This window comes from Bradyrhizobium sp. WYCCWR 12699 (assembly GCF_032144035.1).
GTDB lineage: Bacteria > Pseudomonadota > Alphaproteobacteria > Rhizobiales > Xanthobacteraceae > Bradyrhizobium.
Genome location: NZ_JAVTJN010000032.1, coordinates 375,135 through 397,831, shown reverse-complemented (window position 1 = coordinate 397,831; position 22,697 = coordinate 375,135). Strand labels below are relative to the sequence as shown.

General features: G+C 64.7%; 25 protein-coding genes. 13 read left to right on the top strand and 12 right to left on the bottom strand.

Going from position 1 to position 22,697, the window contains the following annotated elements:
- Positions 1-66 precede the first annotated feature (66 nt).
- Both RPS27_RS16705 and RPS27_RS16700 read left to right on the top strand, forming a co-directional pair.
- Positions 67-540 (top strand): L-2-amino-thiazoline-4-carboxylic acid hydrolase, encoded by a 474-nt coding sequence (locus tag RPS27_RS16705; protein WP_211418601.1) that lies wholly within the window; start codon positions 67-69, stop codon positions 538-540.
- A gap of 5 nt (positions 541-545) precedes the next feature.
- Entirely contained in the window at positions 546-791 is a 246-nt protein-coding gene (locus RPS27_RS16700; RefSeq protein WP_211418851.1) for a hypothetical protein, read from the top strand.
- Between the two features lie 12 nt (positions 792-803).
- On the opposite strand, the gene RPS27_RS16695 is transcribed toward RPS27_RS16700, so the two are convergent.
- Together RPS27_RS16695 and RPS27_RS16690 are read right to left on the bottom strand one after the other, a co-directional pair.
- Positions 804-1,268 (bottom strand): NUDIX hydrolase, encoded by a 465-nt coding sequence (locus tag RPS27_RS16695; protein ID WP_211418600.1) that lies wholly within the window; start codon positions 1,266-1,268, stop codon positions 804-806.
- Positions 1,265-1,429, bottom strand: coding sequence for a hypothetical protein (locus RPS27_RS16690; RefSeq protein ID WP_194405949.1), 165 nt, complete (start codon positions 1,427-1,429; stop codon positions 1,265-1,267). Before RPS27_RS16690 ends, RPS27_RS16695 begins: the two co-directional genes overlap by 4 nt.
- Positions 1,430-1,467: 38 nt before the next feature.
- On the opposite strand from RPS27_RS16690, the gene RPS27_RS16685 reads away from it, so the two are divergent.
- Positions 1,468-1,890 carry a RidA family protein gene (locus RPS27_RS16685; protein WP_313754141.1) on the top strand — a complete coding sequence of 141 codons (423 nt, stop codon included), beginning with the start codon at positions 1,468-1,470 and terminating at the stop codon, positions 1,888-1,890.
- A 9-nt stretch (positions 1,891-1,899) separates the two neighbouring features.
- On the opposite strand, the gene RPS27_RS16680 is transcribed toward RPS27_RS16685, so the two are convergent.
- A complete protein-coding gene (locus RPS27_RS16680; RefSeq protein WP_211418598.1) occupies positions 1,900-2,991 on the bottom strand; it encodes an enolase C-terminal domain-like protein in 1,092 nt (363 codons plus the stop codon).
- A 188-nt stretch (positions 2,992-3,179) separates the two neighbouring features.
- On the opposite strand from RPS27_RS16680, the gene RPS27_RS16675 reads away from it, so the two are divergent.
- Positions 3,180-4,739: an adenylate/guanylate cyclase domain-containing protein gene (locus RPS27_RS16675; RefSeq protein WP_212065960.1), complete on the top strand. Its 1,560-nt coding sequence runs from the start codon at positions 3,180-3,182 to the stop codon at positions 4,737-4,739.
- Positions 4,740-4,778: 39 nt separating this feature from the next.
- Here the strand turns inward: RPS27_RS16675 and RPS27_RS16670 are convergent, their stop codons facing one another.
- Entirely contained in the window at positions 4,779-6,002 is a 1,224-nt protein-coding gene (locus RPS27_RS16670) for an ABC transporter substrate-binding protein (RefSeq protein ID WP_212065997.1), read from the bottom strand.
- 199 nt (positions 6,003-6,201) lie between these two features.
- Positions 6,202-7,131: an alpha/beta hydrolase gene (locus tag RPS27_RS16665; RefSeq protein ID WP_212065961.1), complete on the bottom strand. Its 930-nt coding sequence runs from the start codon at positions 7,129-7,131 to the stop codon at positions 6,202-6,204.
- Between the two features lie 411 nt (positions 7,132-7,542).
- Here RPS27_RS16665 and RPS27_RS16660 point away from each other — a divergent pair, with 411 nt between their 5' ends.
- Positions 7,543-7,869 carry a hypothetical protein gene (locus RPS27_RS16660; protein ID WP_212065962.1) on the top strand — a complete coding sequence of 109 codons (327 nt, stop codon included), beginning with the start codon at positions 7,543-7,545 and terminating at the stop codon, positions 7,867-7,869.
- 2 nt (positions 7,870-7,871) lie between these two features.
- Positions 7,872-10,022 (top strand): methyl-accepting chemotaxis protein, encoded by a 2,151-nt coding sequence (locus RPS27_RS16655; protein WP_212065963.1) that lies wholly within the window; start codon positions 7,872-7,874, stop codon positions 10,020-10,022.
- 60 nt (positions 10,023-10,082) lie between these two features.
- Here RPS27_RS16655 and RPS27_RS16650 read toward each other — a convergent pair whose 3' ends face one another.
- Positions 10,083-10,583, bottom strand: a complete 501-nt coding sequence (locus RPS27_RS16650) for an alpha-ketoglutarate-dependent dioxygenase AlkB (RefSeq protein WP_313754206.1) — start codon at positions 10,581-10,583, stop codon at positions 10,083-10,085.
- A 150-nt stretch (positions 10,584-10,733) separates the two neighbouring features.
- On the opposite strand from RPS27_RS16650, the gene RPS27_RS16645 reads away from it, so the two are divergent.
- On the top strand, positions 10,734-10,874 hold the full coding sequence (locus RPS27_RS16645; RefSeq protein WP_164718835.1) for a hypothetical protein: 141 nt from the start codon (positions 10,734-10,736) through the stop codon (positions 10,872-10,874).
- Here the strand turns inward: RPS27_RS16645 and RPS27_RS16640 are convergent.
- Genes RPS27_RS16640 through RPS27_RS16630 form a run of 3 tightly spaced genes read right to left on the bottom strand, consistent with a single transcriptional unit; the run spans position 10,871 to position 14,673 of the window.
- A complete protein-coding gene (locus RPS27_RS16640) occupies positions 10,871-12,457 on the bottom strand; it encodes an ATP-binding protein (protein WP_212065964.1) in 1,587 nt (528 codons plus the stop codon). The genes RPS27_RS16645 and RPS27_RS16640 overlap by 4 nt on opposite strands.
- On the bottom strand, positions 12,454-13,158 hold the full coding sequence (locus tag RPS27_RS16635; protein ID WP_212065965.1) for a response regulator: 705 nt from the start codon (positions 13,156-13,158) through the stop codon (positions 12,454-12,456). Before RPS27_RS16635 ends, RPS27_RS16640 begins: the two co-directional genes overlap by 4 nt.
- Positions 13,159-13,170: 12 nt before the next feature.
- A complete protein-coding gene (locus tag RPS27_RS16630; protein ID WP_212065966.1) occupies positions 13,171-14,673 on the bottom strand; it encodes a DUF4173 domain-containing protein in 1,503 nt (500 codons plus the stop codon).
- Between the two features lie 189 nt (positions 14,674-14,862).
- Between RPS27_RS16630 and RPS27_RS16625 the strand changes: the two genes are divergently transcribed.
- On the top strand, positions 14,863-16,206 hold the full coding sequence (locus RPS27_RS16625) for a glycoside hydrolase family 3 protein (RefSeq protein ID WP_212065967.1): 1,344 nt from the start codon (positions 14,863-14,865) through the stop codon (positions 16,204-16,206).
- A 38-nt stretch (positions 16,207-16,244) separates the two neighbouring features.
- Here the strand turns inward: RPS27_RS16625 and RPS27_RS16620 are convergent, their stop codons facing one another.
- The gene (locus RPS27_RS16620) at positions 16,245-17,126 is read right to left on the bottom strand and encodes a LysR family transcriptional regulator (RefSeq protein ID WP_212065968.1); all 882 of its coding nucleotides are present in this window, start codon (positions 17,124-17,126) and stop codon (positions 16,245-16,247) included.
- Positions 17,127-17,224: 98 nt separating this feature from the next.
- On the opposite strand from RPS27_RS16620, the gene RPS27_RS16615 reads away from it, so the two are divergent.
- Positions 17,225-17,902 (top strand): peroxiredoxin-like family protein, encoded by a 678-nt coding sequence (locus RPS27_RS16615; RefSeq protein WP_211418588.1) that lies wholly within the window; start codon positions 17,225-17,227, stop codon positions 17,900-17,902.
- 64 nt (positions 17,903-17,966) lie between these two features.
- Here the strand turns inward: RPS27_RS16615 and RPS27_RS16610 are convergent, their stop codons facing one another.
- Positions 17,967-18,575: a TetR/AcrR family transcriptional regulator gene (locus tag RPS27_RS16610; RefSeq protein ID WP_212065969.1), complete on the bottom strand. Its 609-nt coding sequence runs from the start codon at positions 18,573-18,575 to the stop codon at positions 17,967-17,969.
- Positions 18,576-18,676: 101 nt separating this feature from the next.
- Here RPS27_RS16610 and RPS27_RS16605 point away from each other — a divergent pair, with 101 nt between their 5' ends.
- The 3 genes from RPS27_RS16605 to RPS27_RS16595 all read left to right on the top strand — a co-directional run bounded on the left by RPS27_RS16605 (position 18,677) and on the right by RPS27_RS16595 (position 20,037).
- Complete coding sequence (locus tag RPS27_RS16605) at positions 18,677-19,372, top strand: PspA/IM30 family protein (protein WP_211418586.1); 696 nt, start codon at positions 18,677-18,679, stop codon at positions 19,370-19,372.
- A gap of 39 nt (positions 19,373-19,411) precedes the next feature.
- Positions 19,412-19,687 carry a YiaA/YiaB family inner membrane protein gene (locus tag RPS27_RS16600; RefSeq protein WP_063197515.1) on the top strand — a complete coding sequence of 92 codons (276 nt, stop codon included), beginning with the start codon at positions 19,412-19,414 and terminating at the stop codon, positions 19,685-19,687.
- A 143-nt stretch (positions 19,688-19,830) separates the two neighbouring features.
- Positions 19,831-20,037, top strand: a complete 207-nt coding sequence (locus tag RPS27_RS16595) for a hypothetical protein (RefSeq protein ID WP_028134265.1) — start codon at positions 19,831-19,833, stop codon at positions 20,035-20,037.
- A 36-nt stretch (positions 20,038-20,073) separates the two neighbouring features.
- On the opposite strand, the gene RPS27_RS16590 is transcribed toward RPS27_RS16595, so the two are convergent.
- A complete protein-coding gene (locus tag RPS27_RS16590; RefSeq protein ID WP_212065970.1) occupies positions 20,074-20,919 on the bottom strand; it encodes an SDR family NAD(P)-dependent oxidoreductase in 846 nt (281 codons plus the stop codon).
- A 182-nt stretch (positions 20,920-21,101) separates the two neighbouring features.
- On the opposite strand from RPS27_RS16590, the gene RPS27_RS16585 reads away from it, so the two are divergent.
- Positions 21,102-22,598, top strand: coding sequence for an aldehyde dehydrogenase family protein (locus RPS27_RS16585; protein WP_212065971.1), 1,497 nt, complete (start codon positions 21,102-21,104; stop codon positions 22,596-22,598).
- Positions 22,599-22,697: the final 99 nt, after the last annotated feature.

Here is a 22,697-nt window from a genome sequence, read left to right as displayed (position 1 = left end):
GCGCCGTCCCGGATGACGCTTGCGTCCCATCCGGGCTACGATGCCGTCTCCGACGTGAGACCGCCCATGAGCATATCCGTCATCGAGCAAGCCAAGATCCAGGCGCAGGTGCTGGTGCCGCTGGTCAAGGCGCTGCAGGCCGAGCTCGGCGCGGCGCGGGCCAACGCGCTGGTGCGCAAGGCGCTCGGCGATCTCTATCGCGGCTTTGGCGAGGAATTCTGGAAGGCCAAGAAAGAGAGCGACCTTGGCAAGGCCGTGTCCTCGGCCTTCAGAACCTACGCCCGCGACGACGCACTCGCTTATGACGTGATCGAGCAGTCACACGACGCCTTCGCGTTCGATGTGACGCACTGCGCCTATGCCGAGTTCTACAAGGCGCTGGGCGAGCCGGAGCTCGGCTTCCTGCTGGTCTGCACCGCCGACTTCGCGACCGCGGAAGGGTTTGGCGCTGACGTCCGGCTCACGCGCACGCAGACGATCATGCAAGGCGCCGATCATTGCGACTTCCGCTACCGGCGCGATAAGGGTGGAGCGCCATGAAGGCAATGATCAGGGCGATCTGCCCTGCCATGGTGTTGCTGGCGTCGATCGCCCTGCGCGCTGAGGCTGGGATCGTCGATTGGCAAGCCGAGCTCCAGCGCTGCCGCGAACTGCGCCAGAACGTGGCGCCGTTGCTTCAGGCCGGCGAGGGGATTTCCGCCGTCGGCCGCTCCGGCAGATCCGTTCGCCGTTGCCTCTGGATCCAGCGCATGGCGGTGCGCAGGAAAATCCCCGGCGCGGAGATGTGGTAGCCAGAGCGTCCGTTAGGACCGGTTCTTCCGCCCGAGCAGCACGTCCTTCAGCCCGGTTGGATAGAGGTGCGGTCCGCCCGCGACATCGAGATCGGCAAGGTCGAACCAGCGCGCGACGATCTCTTCGCCGTTGTCCTCGCGGAAGTCGATGCGGTCCTGGCCGGCGAATGCGCCGTCCGGAAACGCGACCTCCGCGATGAACATCACCTCGTGTCCGGTCGATCCCTCGTGCACAAAGATGTTCTCCATCATCCGCGGCTCGCTCGTGATGGCGACGTCGATGCCGAGTTCTTCGCTGAACTCGCGCACCAGCGCGGTCTGCCAGCTCTCGCCAAACTCGATCTCGCCGCCGAGCGGGCGCACGCCCTTGATCCGCCCCGCATCATCGCGCACCTCGGCCGCCAGCAGCCGCTCGCCGCGCCAGTGCAGGCCGAGCGCGACGACGCGGATATGGGAGTGAGGGCGCCAAATGGTCATGGAGAATCGTTATCGCGCTCGCCAAAGCTGCGCAATGCGCGGAAGGCGAAGTCTTGTCGGGCCGGATCCGCTACACCTCCGGCATGCAAGAGCGTCGCGACCTTGATCCGCGACGGGCCGCCTGCCATTGTCCACGCGTCCACCACGGCGACGATGCCCATGCGTCGTTTGCCGATGCGAAAAGAGGCGAGCAACCGAGATGAGCGGCGTCAACAAGCCTGGCGGCAACTATTTGCCGGTCATCATTCACAGTGGAATTGCCTATGTCAGCGGCCAGCTACCCCGTCGCGGCGAGGACCTGCTGTGTGCAGGCAAGGTCGGTGCCGGCGTCGATATCGCGGCCGCGCAGGAGGCTGCGGCCCTCTGCGCCGATCTCTGCATCGCCGCCATCAACCACGCCACAGGCGGAGAGGACAGGATCGTTCAAATCCTGCAGATCGTGGGATACGTCGCGTCAGCGCCTGGATTTACCCAGCAGTCGCAAGTCATGAACGGGGCTTCCGACCGGCTGATCGAACGCCTCGGCGATCGCGGCCGCCACACGCGGACATCCGTCGGCGTCGCCGAGTTGCCGCGAGGGGCTCCGGTCGAATTGAACATGATTGCCGCCGTTCGATCGTAGCAGGCGTCGCTATGTGACGAGATATCTGGCGACCGCCGCCTCGTCCCACGCAATCCCGTTCCCAGGCTCCTCGCTCGGCAGCGCAAAGCCGTCCTTGATCTCGAGGCGCGTCGACAGCACGGCATCGGCCCAGTCGACATATTCCAGCCAATGCGCCGTCGGCGTGACGCAGAGCAAATGCGCGCTGACTTCAGAGAACAGATGCGAGGACATCTCGATGCCGGCAGCCTGCGCGAGCGCGGCGGCGCGCAGCCAGCCGGTGACGCCGCCGATCCGCTGCACATCGGGCATCACGTAGTCGCAGGCTTCCGCCGCGAGCGCCGATTGCATCGAGAACGCACTGTCGAAATTCTCGCCGATCTGGACAGGCGTATGCAGCGCATCGGCGATGCGGGCGCAGCCGGCATGGTCGTCGTGGCGGATCGGCTCCTCGATCCAGGTGAGGCCCTCGTCGTCGAGCATCTCGCCGCGACGGATGGCGTCCGTCACCGTGAGCGCCTGGTTGTAGTCGCACATCAGGGTGACCTCGTCGCCGACGGCTTTCCGTACCGCGCGGACGACGGCGAGATCCTCCCGCGCGTCGGGACGGCCGACGCGGATCTTGGCGGCCCGAAACCCTTCAGCCAGCAGCTTGTGCGCCTCGTCCACGGCGGCGCCCGCCGGCATGATGCCGAGCCCCTTCGAATTGTAGGCCTTGACCGGTTTCGGGGCGCCGCCGAGCAGGCGCGCCAGCGGCAGGCCCTTGGCTCGGGCGAGCGCATCCCAGGCCGCCATGTCGATGCCGGATTGCGCCAGTCGCTGCAGGCCGGCGAGGCCCAGCAGCGTGAAGCGCTGGGTCAGCTTGCGCTCGATCTCGAACGGCAGCAGCTCGTCGCCGGCGAGCAGCTCTGACATTTCCGCGACCATCGAGGTCAGCGGCTTCAAGGCCGACGGCGTGATCGAGAACAAATAAGCGTGCCCGCGCGCGCCCTGGTCGGTCTCGCAGTCGATCAACACCAGCGGCGCCTTCGCGACGGCCCCGGTCGAGGTCTTGAGCGGCAGGCTCATCGGCACGATCACGGGACGCGCGTGAAAGCGCTTGATGCGGATGGTCTCGGTCATGGGCGCTGGCTCCGATCAATGCAGATTGATGCCGATCTTAAACATTCGTCATGAAACGAAAAGGCGCCCGGTCCGACCACCATGAAAGGGGGTTGCGCGTGTCAGCGTTTTCTGGGCTCTGTGCCGCCGCATTCCTTGCCGCAAATTCCAGGAGTTTGCGACAAAAAGGTACACAACGGAGCCATGGCGTGAAACAAGAGATCTCCGAAGAACAGCGCAAGAACGGCATCCTCATTGGGGCCGTGATCGCCTTCCTGCTGCTCGCCTTGCCGCTCGCGGTGTGGCTGGACCTGACCGAGCTCTCCAAGACCGCGCTGCGCCGGCAGGCGGTCGATCTCAACTCGGTGATCACGAGCGTGCGCAGCTATTACGCCTCCAACGTGATCGGGCGCGTGCTGGCGAACCCCGACGGCACCACCAAGGTGGTGCACAATTACGAGTCCGTTCCGGGCGCGATCCCGATTCCGGCGACGCTGTCGCTGGAGCTCGGACGTGTCATCGGCGCACAGCAGGAGAACATCACCTACCGCTTCGTCTCGGACTTCCCGTTCCAGAACCGCGCGTCGCACCAGCTCGACAAGTTCGAGAAGGACGCGCTCGACGCGCTCCGCAAGGATCCCGAGCAGAAGATCCTGGACACCGAGACTTCGCTGTTCTCGGACAAGGTTCGCCTGGTCGCGCCCGTCACGATGGGCCCGGCCTGCGTGAGCTGTCACAACAGCCATCCCGAGAGCCCGAAGAAGGACTGGAAGGTCGGCGACGTCAGAGGCATCCAGGAGGTGATCATCGCGCAGCCGATCGCCGCCAACATCTTCTCGTTCAAGTTCCTGCTGGCCTATTTCCTGATCGCCGCCGGCAGCGGCCTTTCGTTTCTCTCGCTGCAGCGAAGGCAGGCCGGCCGCATCAAGACCATGAACCGGGAGCTCGAATCCGCCAACGACTTCCTGGCCTCGCTGTCGATGAAGATCTCGCGCTATATCCCGCCGCAGGTCTACAAGAGCATCTTCTCCGGGCAGAAGGACGTCACCATCCACACCGAGCGCAAGAAGCTCACCATCTTCTTCTCCGACATCCAGAATTTCACGGCTACCGCCGAACGGCTGCAGCCTGAGCAGTTGACCCAGCTCCTCAACGAATATTTCACGGAGATGTCGGCGATCGCCCATGATCATGGCGGCACCATCGACAAGTTCATCGGCGACGCCATGCTGATCTTCTTCGGCGATCCCGAGACCAGGGGCGACCGCGCCGATGCGCAGGCCTGTCTGCAGATGGCCTGGCACATGCAGCAGCGCCTTGCCGAGCTCAATGCGAAATGGCGGGCGTCCGGCATCGAGCAGCCGTTCCGCTCGCGCATGGGCATCAACTCGGGCTACTGCAATGTCGGCAATTTCGGCAGCTCCGACCGCATGGACTACACCATCATCGGTGCCGAAGCGAACCTCGCCGCGCGCCTACAGTCGATCGCCGAGCCCGGCGGCATCGTGCTGAGCTACGAGACTTTTGCCCTCGTCAGCGACATCGTTCGCGCCCACGCTTTGCCGGCAATCACGATGAAGGGCATCAGCCGCGAGGTCATTCCCTATTCGGTCGACGCACTGAACGATGCGGGGGAGAACAGCGGCATCATCACCGAGCGCGCGCCGGGGCTCGAGCTGTACCTCGACCCGGCGGTGGTGAAGTCAGGCGATGCCGCGCGGGTGCGCGCGCTGCTGGAGAGCGCGCTGGCTTCGCTGAAGCCGGCGTGAATCTTCTTACCCTCCCGTTACCGCGCGCCCCCCGTCATCTCACCTTGCCGCCCCCTCCGTGAATGCCGTCTCGATCACCTCCCCAAATGGCTGCCACGACCGTCCGTCGAACTGCACCAGCCGCATCTGCCTGATCGGCAGATAGTTGCTCGGCGAGGTGTTCATCCTGATGTCGGGCAGCGCGACGGAGGGGTTGTAACCCTTCAGCGAAGCGGCCTGGTGCATGATGTTCTCGCGTGACAGGTCGTCGCCGCATTGCTTCAGCACCTGCGTCAACGCCTCGGCCGCGGCATAGCCGTAGACCGCGGCGTTGTTGTTGGTGCTTTCGACCTGATGGTACTTCTCCATGAAGGCGAACCATTGCTTCATGGCGGGATCGTCTTTCCAGGCGGGATCGCTCGGGTCCTTCAGGAAGGCCGCCGAGATCACGCCGGCCGAATTCTCCAGGCCCGCGGGCGCCATCGCATTGGCGATCGAGGCGGAGGTGTCGTTGACGATGAAGACCGGGCGCCAGTTGAGTGAAGCCGCGAGCTTGATCACCTTGGAGGCCGTCGACGGCACGCCGAGGAAGACGAAGATGTCGGCGCCGGCGCGCTTGAGGATCGAGACGTGCCCGTCGAGATGCTCGTCGCCGATGTCGAAGGCGATGTCGACGAGGACATGGCGGTTGAGGTCGCCGAGGCCGTCCTGGATCCCCTTGTAGAGCATGCGTCCGAACTGGTCGTTCTGCCAGAGCACGACGATTTTCTTCCTGGGGTAATAGGCCTGGATGTAGTTGGCGTAGATGCGCCCTTCCGACCGGATCGACGGCTGCCAGCCCATGGTCCAGGGGAACGCCCTGGCCTGGCTCAGCTCCTCGTCGCCGGAGGCGACGAACAGTTGCGGAATCTTCTTCTCGTTCAGATACCAGCGCGCGGCGAGATTGCCGGGCGTGCCGAACGAGCCGAACATCAGGTGCACGTCGTCCTTCTCGACCAGGTTGCGCGTCAGCTCCAGCGCGGTCGACGGATCGGAATTGTCGTCGCGCGTGATGAAGCGGATCTTGCGGCCGTTGATGCCGCCGCGCGCGTTGATCATGTCGAAATAGGCGGCTTCCGCCTGGCCGATCGCGCCGAATTCAGACAGCGGTCCGGAATACGGCATGACATTGCCGATGCGGATTTCCTTGTCGTCCGCCGCCTGCTCGGCGCGTTGCTGCGACATCGCCCCCAGCGAGGCGAGAGCGGCGATCAGAACGAACAGCACTTTTCCGGTGACGCGCATGCTCGACACCTTGTCGTTGGCCCCCAACGAGGTCGGCTCAATCCGCACCCAGGGCGGTTGATCTAGGTCAAGCGTTTGGCAATCGTGTGGCCTGGCAGGGGTTCAGGCGAGTGCACGCGGCGAATAAACGGCAGGCATGTTGACCGGCTGTGGCCCAGCAAAAGGTCGGAGTCGTAAGCGCGTCGCGGACAAGACGGCGCTACGGCAGTCCCCGCGCCTCCAGTTGATGCACCAGCAGCAAGGTCGGCTCGGCCAGGCTGTCGCCGGAGCCGTCGAGGCCGAAGGCGCTCGCGATGCCGTCGCGGCTGCGCAGCAGCGCGCTGCGCGGGCAATGGCCCGCGCCGCAGAGCGTCTTCTTCAAGGTCTCGCCCTGCGCGACGGTGCCCGTGGAATCGTCCGCGGCCCAGGCCAGCACGATCGGCACATCGACGTTGAGGATGCCCGGGAAAACCGAGCGCTTGTTGTATTGGCTGACGTCGCTGCCGAGATAGGCCTTCTCGCTGTCGCTCGCCTCCTTGCCGGCGCGGTAGATGCCGGACACCAGCACAACGGCGGCGACATCGGCGCGGTCGGTCTGAAGCTCGGGATGCGCCAGCAGGGTGGCGACATGGAAAGCGCCCGCGCCGTAGCCGACCGCAACGATCTCGCGGGCGTCGCCGTTGAACAGGTCGATATTGCCGTGAACCCAGGACAGCGCCGCCGCCACGTCGGTCGCCCCGGCCGGCCACGTCGCCGCGGGCGCCAGGCGATAGTTGACCCGCACGCCGATCATGTCGTTGCGCGCGGCGAAGCACATCGCCTGGTCCTGGATCTGGCGCGACAATTCCGGCGCGGCGCGGTCGCCGGTGAAGGTGTCGCCCGTCACGAACAGCAGCACCGGCCGCGGCGTGTCCGCCTTGGTGGCGCTGGTGGCGACATCGAGCACATTGGCTTCGCTCTCGCCGTAGCGCAGGCCGCGCGAGAAGGTGACTTGCTCGCAGAGCCGCGCGGTGCCGCCGGCGGTGGTGTCGGAATCGGTGAGGCCCGCTTGCACGAGATCGGAGGGCAGAGGCAGCCGGGCCGGCAAGCGACCGTGGGCGGAAGCTGCCGACGCGGCGAGAACCAGGAGAAATGCGAGATGATTCTTCATGTTGATGCTAGCGTTGCGCTCTCATATCGGCTCTCGCGTTTGGCCTGTCTTTTCAATTCGCCTTTATAGTTTTGTGTCGGCTTGAGGCAATTTCGCGGCGTGCCACGCTCGTCGAGGTATGCCAGGGTCCGAACTCACCCAAATGCAAGTTGCAAAGTCATCGCGCCCAAGGCTGTCGGAGCGTGCGCCTTGGTCCCCGGCGGACCTGCGTGGCGCTCAAGCGCTGCCGATTATCGATAGCTATTTTAGCTCAGGCTTAGAAAGGCCGCCCCCGTTACCGTCAAACGCCACTGCCGGCTTAACGCGTGTGACAGAATCCGGCCAGAGTGTCGTAGATCGGTCAAATACACTGATAACTCGAATAGGATACTAGCGATCTCGTCGGGGGATTTTCCGCCGCGGGAACACAGCATGGCGAATGTCATTCAATTCCGCTCGAAGCGTTGTGACGCCGAAGCGCCGAAGGGGTCTTGCGGCTCAAAAAAGTACGTTGGGGCAGCCGCATTGTGCGCGAGCGCAGGAGATGCGCTCGGCCTACTGACCAGCCAACTCGAACTTGCCATCCAGCATGCGCGCATCATCGAACCGCGTATTCACAATCCCGAAATGCGTCGGCTATTCAGCGATCGGATCGAACTCACCCAGCGTTTGCTCGAAGTCGCGCATCTCAAGATATTGCTCCTCCAATTCGGGGCGCCACCTGACGATGGCCGACGCCCTCCTTTTCCGGGAAAATAACGATGCGAACCAATCTGCCTATTACCGTAACCGAGTATCCGCTCACGGATGAGACGCTGATTGTCTCGAAGACCGATCTCAAGGGCAAGCTGACCTATTTCAACGATCAATTCGTCCAGGCCTCGGGGTTCACCGAACAGGAACTCGCCGGACAGCCGCACAACATCGTTCGGCATCCGGACATGCCGCCTGAAGCCTTTGCCAATCTCTGGGAGACGCTGAAGAGCGGCAAGCCCTGGGCCGGTGCCGTCAAGAACCGGCGCAAGAACGGCGACTATTATTGGGTGATGGCCAGCGCGACGCCGATCTGGGAAGGGGAAGGTGTCGTCGGCTACATGTCCATCCGCACAAAACTGCCCCGAGACCAGCGCGAACAGGCCGAACAGGTCTACGCAGCGATCCGGGAGAAGAAGGCGGGCGCCTTCAAGATAGAGGCGGGCATGATCCGCAAGCGCTCGATTTTCGACGTCCTTGCTCCATTCACGAGGTCCTTCAAGGCGCGTCTGACCACGATGGTCGGCGTGCTGTCTCTTGCGATGCTGGTCATCGGTGCCGTCGGTTTGCTGGAGATGAAGGAAGTCAATCAGCGCGCCAAGTCGATCTACGAGGATCGCTCGGTTCCTCTGGCTCAGCTCTTCGAGATCAACGACCGCATGAAGGAAAATTCGCTCGTCATGTTGCGATCCGCTATCGAGGGACGTAACCGCCGCGATCTCTCGGAGGTCCAGGGTATTATCACGGCCAACATCGAACGGATCACCAGGCTCTGGTCGGACTACATGTCCACCTACTTGACCCCGGAAGAGAAGTCGGTCGCGGAGTCGTTCACCCCGAAGCGCATCGCGTATGTCGATCATGGCCTCAAGCCGGCGCTCGCAATGCTGGCCGACGGAAAATATGACGAACTGAACGTCCACATGACCGGCAGGGCGGCGGACCTTTTCCAGGCGGCGAAGGTGGACATGGATCGTCTGGTCTCGATTCAGGTCAAGGAAGCAAAGTTCGAGTATGACGCAGCGGAGAGCACGTTCTTCGTTGCGGAAGTCGCCGCGATGGCCGCGCTGTGCCTTGGTCTGCTCTTGGCGGCCTGGTTCTCCGTGGCGACCGTCCGGGCCATCGCAAGGCCGCTCGGCCATCTGAACGACATCATGTCGAAGATCGCGCAAGGGGTCTTCAACAGCCGCGTCAATGTCGAGCGAGACGACGAAGTTGGGGTTGCACTGCGCAATCTTCAGGCGCTCCAGGCCAAGCTTGGATTCGATCGGGAGGCGCAACGCGATATGGAGAGGCGCGCAGCAGCCCAGCGTCAGGCCGATATGCGCCGGCTGGCGGGCGAGTTCGAAGCCGCCGTGGGGAACATCATCGAAATCGTGGCGAGCGCGGCAACGGAGCTCGAAGCATCCGCCGGAACGTTGACGAGCACCGCTGAATCGACCCAGCAACTGTCGATCGCCGTCGCGGCGGCTTCGGAGGAGGCATCTACCAACGTGCAGTCCGTCGCCTCGGCGACCGAGGAGATGTCGTCCTCCGTGACGGAAATCAGCCATCGCGTACAGGATTCCGCCAGAATGGCGGCGGAGGCGGTCACTCAGGCCCGGCAGACCAACGACCGTGTCAGCGAATTGTCGCGAGCTGCCGCCCGGATTGGCGACGTTGTTGAGCTGATTAACAGCATCGCGGGCCAGACCAATTTGCTGGCGCTCAACGCGACGATCGAGGCCGCGCGCGCCGGGGATGCTGGTCGGGGCTTCGCCGTCGTGGCGTCCGAGGTGAAGGCGCTGGCGGAGCAGACGGCCAAGGCGACTGGAGAGATCAGCCAACAGATCACTGGTATTCAGGTAGCGACACAGGAATCGGTCGTCGCGATCGGGACGATCGGAGAATCGATCGGCCGTCTGTCCGAGATCTCGGCGGCGGTCGCTGCGGCGGTCGAGGAGCAGGGCGCCGCGACCCAGGAGATCTCCCGCAACGTGCAGCAGGCGGCTCAGGGCACGCAGGACGTCTCGTCGAACATCACCAACGTGCAGCGCGGCGCGTCGGAGACGGGATCAGCCTCGTCTCAGGTGCTGTCCTCGGCGCAGTCGCTGTCGATCGAGAGCAATCGGCTGAAGACCGAAGTCGACAGGTTCCTGGCGACCATCCGCGCGGCTTGAAGCGGCTGGGCGGTCTACTGTGCATGGGGTTGTTTTCGAAGTTTTGTTTTGGGCGGCCTGTCAGGTCCGCTTCATGGTCCGGAACGTGACGGAGTAACGGCGCGCCTCGACCGGCGGGATGCTGTGCTCCCATTGCGAGCGCGCCTCACCGTCCATCATGTAGAGCGAGCGCGGCTGCGCCTCGAGCGTGTGGCGCTGCCATGTGTCGCCGCTGCGGCGGCGGAAGCGGAACTTGCAGGCCGAGCCGAGCGACAGTCCGAGGACCTTGTCGAAATGCGGCTTGTCGCGGTGCCAGCCGATGCCGACACCGACCTCGTATTCGGTGCACAGCACCTGCCGGACGCCGGCCTCCGCCAGCCCAGCCCACGCCTCGGCCCGCCGCGCGATCGGCAGGAGCCAGTCCGGGATCGGCTCCGCCTCGGCCAGCCGTTGCAGGGAATAGTCATAGCGGTAGCCGAACGACGCCACCCGGCGGTTGCCCTCGAACGCCCCGAACTGGAAACGCTCGAGCGGCAATGCTGCGATGCGGCCGATCAGATCCTGCTCGACAGCGGCTTCGATAAAATTGTCGACATAGCAAAGTCAGGAAGGCCCAACTTCCGCCTCAGTGAACAATCCGAGCTGCGTCATTCTTCGCATTTCCGTGACGGAACCTTTTGCCGGCCCAAGCGACTTACATATGACGCGGGAAGGAACGTGCGAGAGGCTGTCATGGCACAGAAGCATACCGCCGATCCGGCAGAGATCATGCGGGCGACCGGTCACCCCGAACTGGAATATGCCGCCGGCTGGACCATCGCCGGTCTGGTCACCATCGGCACCATCGTCGCGGCCTGGGTGTTCGCGATCTAGGCCGTTGGAAACCGAAGCTCGAAGGCGGCCCCTTCATTGGTCGGCCTGAGGCTGATCGAGCCGCCATGGCTCGCCATCACCGAGCGTGCGATTGCCAGCCCCATCCCGGTGCCGCCCTGGTCGCGGCGGGTGGTGAAGAACGCGTCAAAAATCCTGTCGCGGTTCGGCGCCGAGATCGGTTCGCCGTCATTGCTCACCGTCAGACGTAGGGTCGTCCGCTCGAAGCTCGCCTCCAGCCGGATTGACCGCGCCTTGTGCCGCACAGCGTTGTCGGCAAGATGCGACAGCACGATCAGCGCCTTTTCGCCGGACATGCCGATGGCGCGGTCGAGGGGGCCGCTCGCCTCGATCGAACTTGCCGGAAACCGGCTCTTGAGGTCGGCGATCACCGGCGCGAGCTCGGTGCGCTCGTTCTGCGGCAGGCTCTCGGCGCGGGCGAGCTCGCGCAAGCGCTGCGCCATCGCCTCCAGCCGCTGCGTGTCGGACAGGATGTTGGCGATGAACGTGTTCTGCTCCGCCGGCGTCAGGCTGCCCGCTTTGCCCTGAACCGAATCCTGCAACAGCTCGGCCGCGCCCTTGATCGAGGTCAGCGGCGATTTCAGCTCATGGGTGAGGTGGGCCGAGAATGTCGCGATATAGTCCGAGCGCCGCGCCAGCTGCTCGGCCATGCCGAGGAAGCTGTGCGAGAGCTGGGCGAACTCGCGCGTGCCGTAATGCCGGAGTGGCCGAAACGCCTCACGGTCGCCGCGGCCGATCCGGGCGGCGCGGTTGATCAGCTCGCGCATCGGCAGGGTGATGGTGCGCGAGAACACCAGGCCGATCGCGATCGTGCCGAGGATCACGGCAAGTCCCGCCAGCACGAACTTGGCCCGCTCCTGGTAGAGATGATCGAAAATGTTGCTCGGCGTCCGCGTGGTGTAGATGGCGCCCGCGACGCGGTTGTTGACGATCACGGGCATCGCCGAGAACACGTGCACGCCAAGGCCGCGGCTGAAGGAATAGATCGGCGGCGGCGGCTTGTCCGGCACGCGGTTGCGCAAGGTCGCGCGGTATTGCCCGTGCAGTGCGTCCGCGACCTCCTCGATATGGGCGAGCGACTGCCCGACCTCCTGCCGGCCGGCGATGACGACGCCCTGGGGATCGAGGATCCGGAAGCCCGCCAGCGTCACCTTCTGGGTCTCGCGGATGATCGGCGTCAGTCTTGCGCCGATCTCGACATAGCCGGGCTGCGCGGGCTGGGACGCGGGCAGCGCATCCGGCCGCCGCCGCAGCAGGTCGTTGGCGGTGAGATCGAGCGCGGGCCGGATCGGCGAGACCTGGTCGCCGGGGTCGGGCAGCACGTTCGGCGGCACTTCGGGCCCGAGCGTGAGGCCGCTGTCGAGCCGCGCCGTGACCTCCTGCGCATAGATCGTCGCGAGCACGCGGCTCTGCGCGATCAGCTCGGCCTGGGTCTGGCGGATCAGCTGGTTGTCGTAGAGACGGAAGAAGAACAGGCCGACCAGCGGCAGCACGGCGACGGTGGCCAGCACCGTGAAGATCACGAGGGCGAGCGACGGCCGCCATTTGTCGGGCGCCGCGCTCATGCCTCTTTCTCGCAGCGGCCGAGCTTGAAGCCGACGCCGTGGATGGTCTCGATCACGCTCTCGCAATTCTGCGCCGCGAGCTTGGCGCGGATGTTGCGGATGTGGCTGTCGATGGTGCGGTCGGAGACCTGGATGTTGAGCTGATAGGCTGCCCGCATCAGCTGCTCGCGGTTGAACACCGAGGTCGGCCGCGTCAGGAACGCACGCAGGATGCCGAACTCGATCGCGGTCAGCTTCAGCGGCGTGCCGGCAAAGGACGCGACGTGCTGCTCGGGATCGATCAGCAGACCGCCCTGGGAGAGCGTGCTGGGGCCAGCCTTGGCCTCGCCATTGCGCGGGCTGAGGCGGCGCAGGATGACATTGACCCGCGCCACCAGCTCGCGCGGGCTGAACGGCTTTGTCACATAGTCGTCGCCGCCGATTTCGAGACCGAGGATGCGGTCGATCTCCTCGTCGCGCGCCGACAGGAACAGGATCGGCACGTCGGAGGTCTTGCGCACCTCGCGGCAGACGTCGAGGCCGTCGAACTCGGGCATGCCGATGTCGAGCACGATCAGGTCGGGCTTGTCGGCGGCGACGCGGAGAAGCGCCTCCTTGCCGTCGCGGGCCTCGATCACGTCCATGCCGGCCTTCTTCAGGGCGACGCGGATGACCTCGCGGATGTGGCCTTCGTCGTCGACGATGAGGATGCGATGCGCCAAGAAACTCTCCGCTCACCCGACCGGCCGGCTGCCGGACGGGTCTTTCGCCAGCGCGTCCAGCCGGCGCTGCAGCCGCCAGCTCCGGAAGCCCCAGCTCCGCCAGGCCAGATCCTGGCGCTGCTGTTCTACAAGGCGGTCGCGTCGCGACACAAGGCAGCTCTCGGGAGTGCCGGGTCGAAGCATGATCGCCTTGTCGATGGCGGGCAGCGCTTGCGGTCCGAGCGTCAGGAGATAGTTCATGTCGATCTGCAGGCCGTTGCCCGAAGCTTCCCGGCTGTGGGCCACATTGTAGTCGGCAATGAAGGCGTCGAAGTTCACCAGCGAGCAGCCATAAACCGAGATCGCGAGCGCGATCAAATTGGCGCCCACGAGCCATTGGTTGGATCGGTCGAGGACGATGCGGGCGACGATCAGGATCAGTCCGAGCGCGACCAGTCCCATCCAGATGAACGCCGCGATGCGCCAGTAGGTCAGCATGTAGATGTCGACGTAGAGGTCGAGACGCAGGATCGAGGAGGCGACGAGAAGGACGTTCTGTCCCACCCAGAGATACACCAGCGGTCGGATGACCTTCGATTTCTCGGCCGGCCCGCCCGGCCGCATCGTCACCAGCACGAAGGCCGCGGCGAGCAGGGCGGTTACGATCAGCGGGTAGGCACCGCGATGCGCGTAGCCCGCATAGGTCAGATTGTCGGGCAGCGCCAGATGGCCCCACAGATATATGCCGTCGAGAACGGACTGCGCCACGAACAACAGATTGAACAGGATCAGCGAGCGCAGGATGGTGGAGGGACCAAGAAATTCCACCGAGACGAGCGGTGGAAGCGGAGGCGGCTCTACGGCTTCGGCGGCGGTGGTGATTTTCTTGCGCCGCCAGCGCACATGGATGAACGGCCAGACCAGCGCCAGCATCAAGGCCCAGAACAGCACGCGCGGGATGCTGATATATCCGAGGATGAGTTTCGGATTGAGCAGGGACAGCCACTGCTCGATCACCGGATTGGCCGCGGCGAAGAGCGCCACGAAGACGGCGCTGAGCGCCGCCGGCATCAGCCAGAGCGCGATGCCGCGGGTGAATGCCGACGCGTTCAACGCCTGGGGCGCATCGAGAAAGAACCTGAAGGGACCGAGCAGGACAAAATTGCGCAATGCGCGAACGCGGTCGGCGAGGCCGGTCGATTCCGCGTTGGTCACGAGCTGCAACGCAATGGCCATCGAGGCGACAAGGATCAGGAACGACAAACTGTTGAGCTCCTCGACGACAGGCACCAGCCCGACGGCGAGAACGGCCGAGCCGATCATGGCGCGACGCAGGTCCAGCGCCGCACGATTGACGAGCACCGATACGCCGGCGAGCGCGATCGCAAAGAGCGTCAGCGACAGTCCGACCCGCTGCCCGTAGAACAGCCAGTCGGCGAGTGCGGCCAGCAGCAGCGCGAGGCCGACCTTGGCCGGGATCGAGGAATGACCGATCGGCTTGATCTCTTCCACGATCGTCGAAGCCAGACTTGTCATATCGGTAAGACCTTTCGTGATGGTTGGCATCACGAAGTCTGAACGTCGTTTGTGCAGAAGGCGGGATCACCGTCTGCATGGTTTCAGGAGTCTTTTGCAGTTTTCGTGCAGGCATGCGTTTGCCCCTCGCGCGGGGCAAATCGCTTTGATAGGTGCGAAGCATTCGCCGCTCCTCACATGTGATGCATCATGCAATTCCTCGGTCGTATCGGTCTCATCCTGCTCTGGCTGGCTGCGCCTCTCCTTGCATTCGCGGCAGCGAACAAGAACGATCCCTATCTGCTCGTGATGCGTGGCGCTGGAAACATCGTGCTTGCCATCGCAAGCATCGCGATCGTCATCCTTCTGCTGCGCAAAGGACGTTGGCGCACCATTGCGGGCAAGCTGCTCGTCATGCTCTGGTGCCTGCCGCCGGTCCTGATGACCGCGGCGCATCTGAAGTTCGAGTGGCGCAAGCACGAAGTTCTCGGTGCCAGTGCCGCCGATGCGCGCCAGCTCGGGCCTCATTTCATGGTCGGCTATTCCTCCTTCCCGGAGGTTGCACGCCTTGCCAAGCAGGGATTGATCGGCGGCGTCTATGTCACCCGCCACAACATTCGCGGCAGGACCGTCGCGGCGCTGCAGGCCGAGATCGCGGCGCTTCAGGACATCAGGCGCTCAGCGGGCCTGCCGCCGCTGATCGTTGCTGCGGACCAGGAGGGCGGCATCGTCGGCCATCTCGCGCCGCCGCTGACGAAAGTGCCGGCCCTGGCGACGCTCGCCGGGCTTGCTTCCGACGACCAGCAGGCCAAGGCGCAAGAGTTCGGCCGCATCCACGGCCGCGAGCTCGCCGGCCTCGGCGTCAATCTCAACCTCGCCCCGGTGCTCGATCTCAAGCCGCCGGCGCGGCGCAACCGGCTCGATTTCCACACGCTGATCGGCCAGCGCGCGATCGCGACCGATCCGGCCGTCGTCTCGACGATTGCGGGCGCCTATGTGCGCGGGTTGGAAGAATCCGGCGTCGGTGCCACGCTCAAGCATTTTCCCGGCATCGCCCGCGTGCGCACCGACACGCATCATTTCAGCGCCAATCTCGTCACGCCGGTGAAGGAGCTGGAGGCATCCGACTGGCTTCCGTTCCGCGAGGTGCTGTCGCATTCGCGCAGCGCGCTCATGATTGGCCATGTCACGCTCACGGCGGTCGATCCCGATCGCGCCGCATCGCATTCGAAACGCGTCGTCGAAGGCATCCTCCGGCAGACATGGGGCTATCAGGGGGTGGTGATGACCGACGACCTCGTGATGGGCGCGATCTACCAGAACGACGTCTGCAAGGCCGTGGTCGAAGCGGTCAATGCCGGCGTCGATTTGCTGCTGGTCGCCTATGACGGCGCGCAGTTCTACCGCGTCTTCGCCTGCGCCCTGGACGGGGCGCGGCAGGGCAAGCTCGATGCCATGATGTTGCATGCGAGCGCGGCGCGGCTGGCACGGGGCTTTTCGACCGAGCAGGCGCGCGCGGCGTCAGGCGTGATCCGCATCGTCGGTACGCATTAGCTTCTCCTGCATGTCGAGCGAGGTCTGGGCCTTGCCGCCTATCTCAACTCCTCCGCCAGGTAGTCGACCAGGGCCCGTATCTTGCTGGAAGGACGTGGTCCACCCGGGAAGACGGCATGCACGGCGAGCGGCGAGGCCTTGTAGCCTTTCAACAACGGGACCAGCGCGCCCGACTTGATCTCGGGGGCGACCATCACCGACGTTGCCATCGAAATTCCGAGGCCCGCCAGGGCGCAGGCGAACACGCCCGGACCCGAGTCGGTGTGGATCCGGCCGCGCACGTCCACCGACGTTTCCGCGCCGTTGCGCGTGAACACCCAACTCGCCCGGCCGGAATGACCGGGTCCGAAGATGCAATCATGTGAAGCGAGATCGGCCGGCGTTTTCGGCGTGCCGCGCGCGGCGAGATAGGAGGGGGACGCCACCAGGAGACGCTGCAAGGTTTCGAGCTTGCGTGCGCCGAACGCGGAATCGTCGAGTTCGCCGAGGCGGATGGCGAGGTCGGCGCCTTCGGCAACGAGATTCTGCCGTTCGTCGACCACCGACAGCTCGACGTGGAGTAACGGATGCATCGCCAGGAATTTCCGCAGATGCGGAATGACCTGCCGCATGCCGTACATGATGGGCATTGCGATGCGGATGGTCCCGCGCAGCGAGTCGATTCCGCGCGCCGCGTCCTCGGCGTCCTCGATGTCGGCGAGGACCTCACGTGCGCGCGTGAGGAAGAGCGCCCCGGCGTCGGTCACGGTGATGCGGCGCGTGGTCCGCAGCAGCAGCTTGACGTCGAGCCGCGCCTCCAATTCGCTGATGATGCGGGACACCGAAGGCTGAGACAGGCCAAGTTCGCGGGCAGCCTTGGAAAAACTGCCGCATTCGGCGGCCCGGACGAACACCGCCATTTCCTGAAGCCGATCACTCATTTGTATTCCAAATAAATCTTCTGCGTCCGAGCGGTATACCCTCGCGCTGCCGAATGATCCAGATAGGGCCGGCCAACAGCAATCGATGGAGTTTCGCCATGGCCCTGCAAGACAAGCTCGATGCCTTCAAAGCCGATTTCGAAGGCGGCCGCCTGCCGCTCAAGCCCAGCCGGGAGGTGCTCGACATCATGCACCGCGCGACCGCCGAGCTGATCGCGAGCGGCCAGGTGCAGCGCGCGAAAAAGGCCGGTGATGCCGCGCCGGATTTCACCTTGAAAGACCCCGAGGGCAAGCAGGTCGCCTTGCGCGAGCTGCTCGCCAAGGGACCACTGGTCGTGTCGTTCTATCGCGGCGCCTGGTGTCCTTATTGCAATCTCGAGCTCCAGGCGCTGCAGGAGGCGCTGCCGGAGATCGTCGCCCGCGGTGCCAGCCTGGTTGCGATCTCGCCGCAGACTGCGCCGAACAGCCGGAAATCGGAACGCGACAACAAGCTGTCGTTCCCGATACTGAGCGACGTCAGGAGTGCGGTCGCGGAGGCCTTCGGCGTTCGCTTCGCGCTGCCGGCCGAGCTCGTCGCGCTCTACAAAGCGTTCAAGAACGACCTGCCGACGTTCAACGACGATCCGGCCTGGGTGCTGCCGATGCCGGCGCGTTACGTCATCGGCCGCGACGGAATCATCGCCTATGCGGAGGTGAATCCCGACTACACGCGCCGTCCTGATCCGTCGGAACTGTTGCCGGTGCTGGATCGCCTGCGGGCCGGCAAGGCGGCTTGAGACTTGCGACATGACCGCTCCGCGCGCCGAGGCGCGCGGGGTAGTCGGATTCCGCCGTGAAGCGCTACCGCTGGCGTGCGATCAATCCGTCGACCATCGCGCGCACGAGGCCCGCGATCTCCTCGCGTAGCAGCGGCAGCGGCACGGCGACCAGCTTCTGCTCCAGTCCCAGCGCGACCATGCCATGCACGGCCGAGAACAGGCTGCGCGCCGTGATGCCGAGCTCTTCGCGGTTGCGCTTTGGAAACAGCATGGCCAGCGGCTGGTAGATGTGGCGGAACAGCTGCATCTGGTCCTGGACCGACCAGTCGGGGACGGTCTTGTCGGCCTCCATACGGTGCTCGAACAGCGCGCGCCAGAGCTGGAGATTCTCGGCCGCGAAATCGCAATAGGCGATGGCGATGCGGACCAGGGTCTCCTGCGGGGATGGCTCGCCGGCACTGACCGCGGCACTGAGTGCCCCATCGAGTCGGAGCAGCGTGCGCGAGCCCACACGCAGGATCAGCTCGTCCATGTCAGCCACGAGATTGTAGACCGCGCCATTGGCGCAGCCGATCTCGCGGGCGAGATCGCGGGTTTTCAGGCCGGACAAGCCGCGGTCGGCGATCATCCGCTCCGCCGCCAGGATCAGATCGGATCGAAGTTTTTCTCGTCGTTCCAAGGCCTTAGACATCAACTGCAAAATTCTTTGAGCGTTGCTCAAAATATTATTGAACGATGTTCAAGTTTGCGCTACAAACGGTTGTGAGCAACGCTCATAACAGGGAGCAGCAGATGTTCAAGACCGTCGTGACACTTTTCCGCGGCAGCGTCGCCGCCGCCGGCGAGGAGCTGGAGGACCGGACGGCCCTTCTCATTCTCGACCAGCAGATGCGCGATGCGGCCGCCGCCGTCGAGCGCAGCAAGCGAACGCTGGCGCTGGCGATTGCGCAGGACCAGCAGGAGGGCCGCAAGCTGGACGCGACAATTGCCCGCATTACCGATCTCGAAACCCGCGCGGTTGCGGCGCTCGACGGCGGTCGTGAGGATCTCGCCAAGGAGGCCGCCGAAGCCATCGCCGGCCTGGAGGCCGACCGCGATGCCGCGATGACGGCCCGTGCGCTGTTCGCGACCGAGATCGCCCGCCTGAAGCGGCATGTTGCAAGCGCGCAGGCCCGCATCACCGAGCTCGATCGCGGCCGCCGTCTGGCCCGCGCTTCGGAAGCCGTGCGCTCGCTTCGCCGCAGCGGCATCGAGGCGGCGCGTCCCTACGAATCCACGCTGCCGGAGGCGGAGAGCACGTTGCGGCGTCTGCGCGATCGGCAGATGGAAGCGCAGGCCGCCGACGATGCGCTGGTCGAGCTCGATGCGGCCACAGGTCCCATCGCGACCGCCGAGAGGCTCGCCGAGCAGGGCTTTGGCCCGCGGCTGAAAACCACCGCGGACGACGTGCTCGCACGGCTGAAGTCAAGGCGCGCGCCGGCAGCCTGATCCAAACCCATCATCATCGCAGCAACACAGGAGACCATCATGAACCAGAACGGCCAGCCCCACAGCAGCGCTTGGGTGACCTTCACCTATGCGTCCTTCGCAGCCTCCGCCTTCCTCGTCGCCATCGGCGTCTTTTTCCTGCCGATCGATTTCTGGATGAAGGGCTATCTCACCATGGGTATCGTCATGCTGATCCAGACCTGCATCACCCTCACTAAGACCGTGCGCGACAATCACGAGAGCAGCCGGCTGGTCAATCGCATCGAGGACGCGAAGGCCGAGCGGTTGCTGATGGAGGTTTCCAAAGCCGCGTAAGCGACGCGCCTGATCCGGACGACGCGCAAGAGAGCCGCGGAACAGCGCCCCGCGGCTTTCGGCGTCATCGATCCGCATCCCGCATTGTGCTCCGGCCGCAGGTGCGATATGGCTCGCGCGCTTTCCAGAGGCGGAGACGAGCTTTGTCGAAACAATCGCTGCGTGAGGAGGCCGAGCGCCTGATCCGCGAATCCATGGAAAAGAAGTCCATCGTCGTCAAGCAGGGCACGACCCGCATCGAGGCCGTCTGCGGCAAGTGCGGCGCGCCGAACCGGGTGCAGGCGGAGAAGGGCCAGAGCCGGGTCAAGTTCGCCTGCAAGAATTGCGGGCACCAGCAGGAGACGCTGTAGGCTTGTTCCCTCTCCCACAAGGGAGAAGGAGGGCGGTCACTCCCCCTCCACAAACCTCTTGAACGCATCCGCATAATCCGGATGCCAGCGTGACAGTGGCGGGCGGTTCTCGACGATGTCGCCGGCGGCCCACAGCATGCGCTTCTCGTCGAGCGCGCGTGGCACGTCGTTGTCCGGGCACAGGATGTAGAAATCGCCGGCCTCCAGCCGCGCCAGCATGAAATCGACCGTCTGTTCCGGCGTCCAGGCGCCGGCCGGCTTTTCGGTGCGGCCCTTCGCGGTGAGGCCGGTGAACACGAAGCCGGGGATCAGCAGGTGCGCCGTGATGCGACAGTCCTTCGTGTTGCGCAGCTCATGCTGGAGCGCCTCGGTGAACGCTTTCACGCCGGCCTTGGAGACATTGTAGGCGGGATCGCCGGGCGGCGTGGTGATGCCCTGCTTGGAGCCGGTGTTGATGATGAGGCCGCGCCTGCCGCGCGCGATCATGCCCGGCGCGAAGATGCGCGAGCCGTTGATGATGCCCCACATGTTGACGCCGATGATGCGCTGCCAATGGTCGGGCTCGCCGAACAGCGTGCTGCCGGGCTGGATGCCGGCATTGTTCATCAGGACGTCGGTGCCGCCGAACCGCTCGCGCACCACGCGCTCCAGTTCCGTCACGCTGTCGGCCTTGCTGACATCGACCGCGAAGGTTATCACATCTGCGGCAGTGGTGACGGATGACAGTCTTGCTGCAGCTTCTGCCAACCGGGGCTCGTCGACACCGACGATACACAGCTTCATTCCCGCGCGCGCAAAGGCGACGGCGGCGGCAAATCCGATGCCGGACGCGCCCCCGGTGATCACGGCAACATTGTCTTTGACGATGGCGGGATGGGGCATGGTGCGTCTCCGCAAGAGGGATTTGCGCGAGCTATAACATGGCGGCTGCGCGACCCTGCACAAGTCGGCATGGGAGGTCTTCGTTCCGCGCTGCCTTTACGCCTATCCGGCACCGCGGTATCCTTCGACGCAACGATCCCGCCCAGATCGAACCAATCAATCATTTGACAGGGAGTGCAGCCATGGCTGTGTCGCAGGCTATTCCGATCACGCGCCATCCGTTCGCCAACGGGTCCTACAAGCAGATGCTGATCGACGGGAAATGGGTCGACGCAGCCTCGGGCAAGCGCTTCGAGACGCGCAATCCCGCAACGGGCGAGCTGCTCGCAACCGTCGCCGAGGGTGACAAGGAAGACGTCGATCGTGCGGTCGCCGCCGCCCGCCGTGCCTTCGAAGGCCCCTGGAGCAAGGTCAAGCCGTTCGAGCGGCAGAACCTGCTCCTCAAGCTTGCCGACCTCGTCGAGAAGAATTTTGACGAATTGTCGCAGCTCGACACGCTCGACATGGGCGCGCCGCTCAGCCGCACCCGTGCCTATCGTCTGCGCGCCGTCGGCATGCTGCGTTACTATGCCGGCCAGACCACCGCGATCCACGGCGAGACCATCGAGAATTCGCTGCCGGGCGAAATCTTCTCCTATACGCTGAAGGAGCCGATCGGCGTCGTCGGCGCCATCATTCCCTGGAACGGGCCGCTCACCGCGACGATCTGGAAGATCGGTCCCGCGATCGCGACCGGCTGCACCGTGGTGCTCAAGCCCGCGGAAGAAGCGCCGCTGACCTCGCTGCGCATCGCCGAGTTGGCGATGGAAGCCGGCATTCCCCCGGGCGTCGTCAACGTTGTCCCCGGTTATGGCGAGACCGCGGGTGCCGCGCTCGCCTCGCATCATGACGTCGACAAGGTCGCCTTCACGGGCTCGCACGTCACGGGCCAGTCGATCATCCGCGCCTCCGCCGGCAATCTCAAGCGCGTCTCGCTGGAGCTCGGCGGCAAGTCGCCGGACATCGTGTTTGCCGACGCCGATCTCGATGCCGCCGTGCCGGGTGCTGCGATGGCTGTGTTCGCCAATTCCGGGCAGATCTGCAGCGCGGGCACGCGCCTGTTCGTCGAGCAGGCGATCTACGAGGAGTTCGTCGGTCGCGTCGCCGAGTTCGGCAAGAAGCTGCAGGTCGGCAACGGTCTCGATCCCAACGTGCAGATCGGCCCGCTGGTCTCCGAGCAGCAGCTCGAGCGCGTCACCGGTTATCTCGACATCGGTCAGAAGGAAGGCGCACGCGCTCTCGCCGGCGGCGGCCGGGTGACTGAAGGCGCGCTGTCGAAAGGCTTCTTCGTCTCGCCGACGGTGTTCGCGGGCGTTCAGGACAACATGCGCATCGCGCAGGAGGAGATCTTTGGTCCCGTCATCTCCGCGATCGCGTTCAAGGACATGGACGAGCTGGTCAAGCGCGCTAACAACACCACCTTCGGCCTCGGTTCCGGCCTGTGGACGCGCGACGTCAGCAAGGCGCATGCGGTTGCAAAATCGCTGCGCGCAGGTTCAGTGTGGGTGAACTGCTACCAGGCGATGGACCCGGCCGTGCCGTTCGGCGGCTACAAGATGAGCGGCTACGGCCGCGAGTCCGGCAAGCAGCACGTCGAGGAATATCTCAACGTGAAGGCCGTCTGGATCAAGACGGCGTAAGCCCGGCGCTCTCGCGTTCCGCGAGGGAGAATATCTGCTTGGGGGCGGTACCTTTTCCGGTGCCGCCCCTCGCACTATGATCGGCATTCTTTCATACAC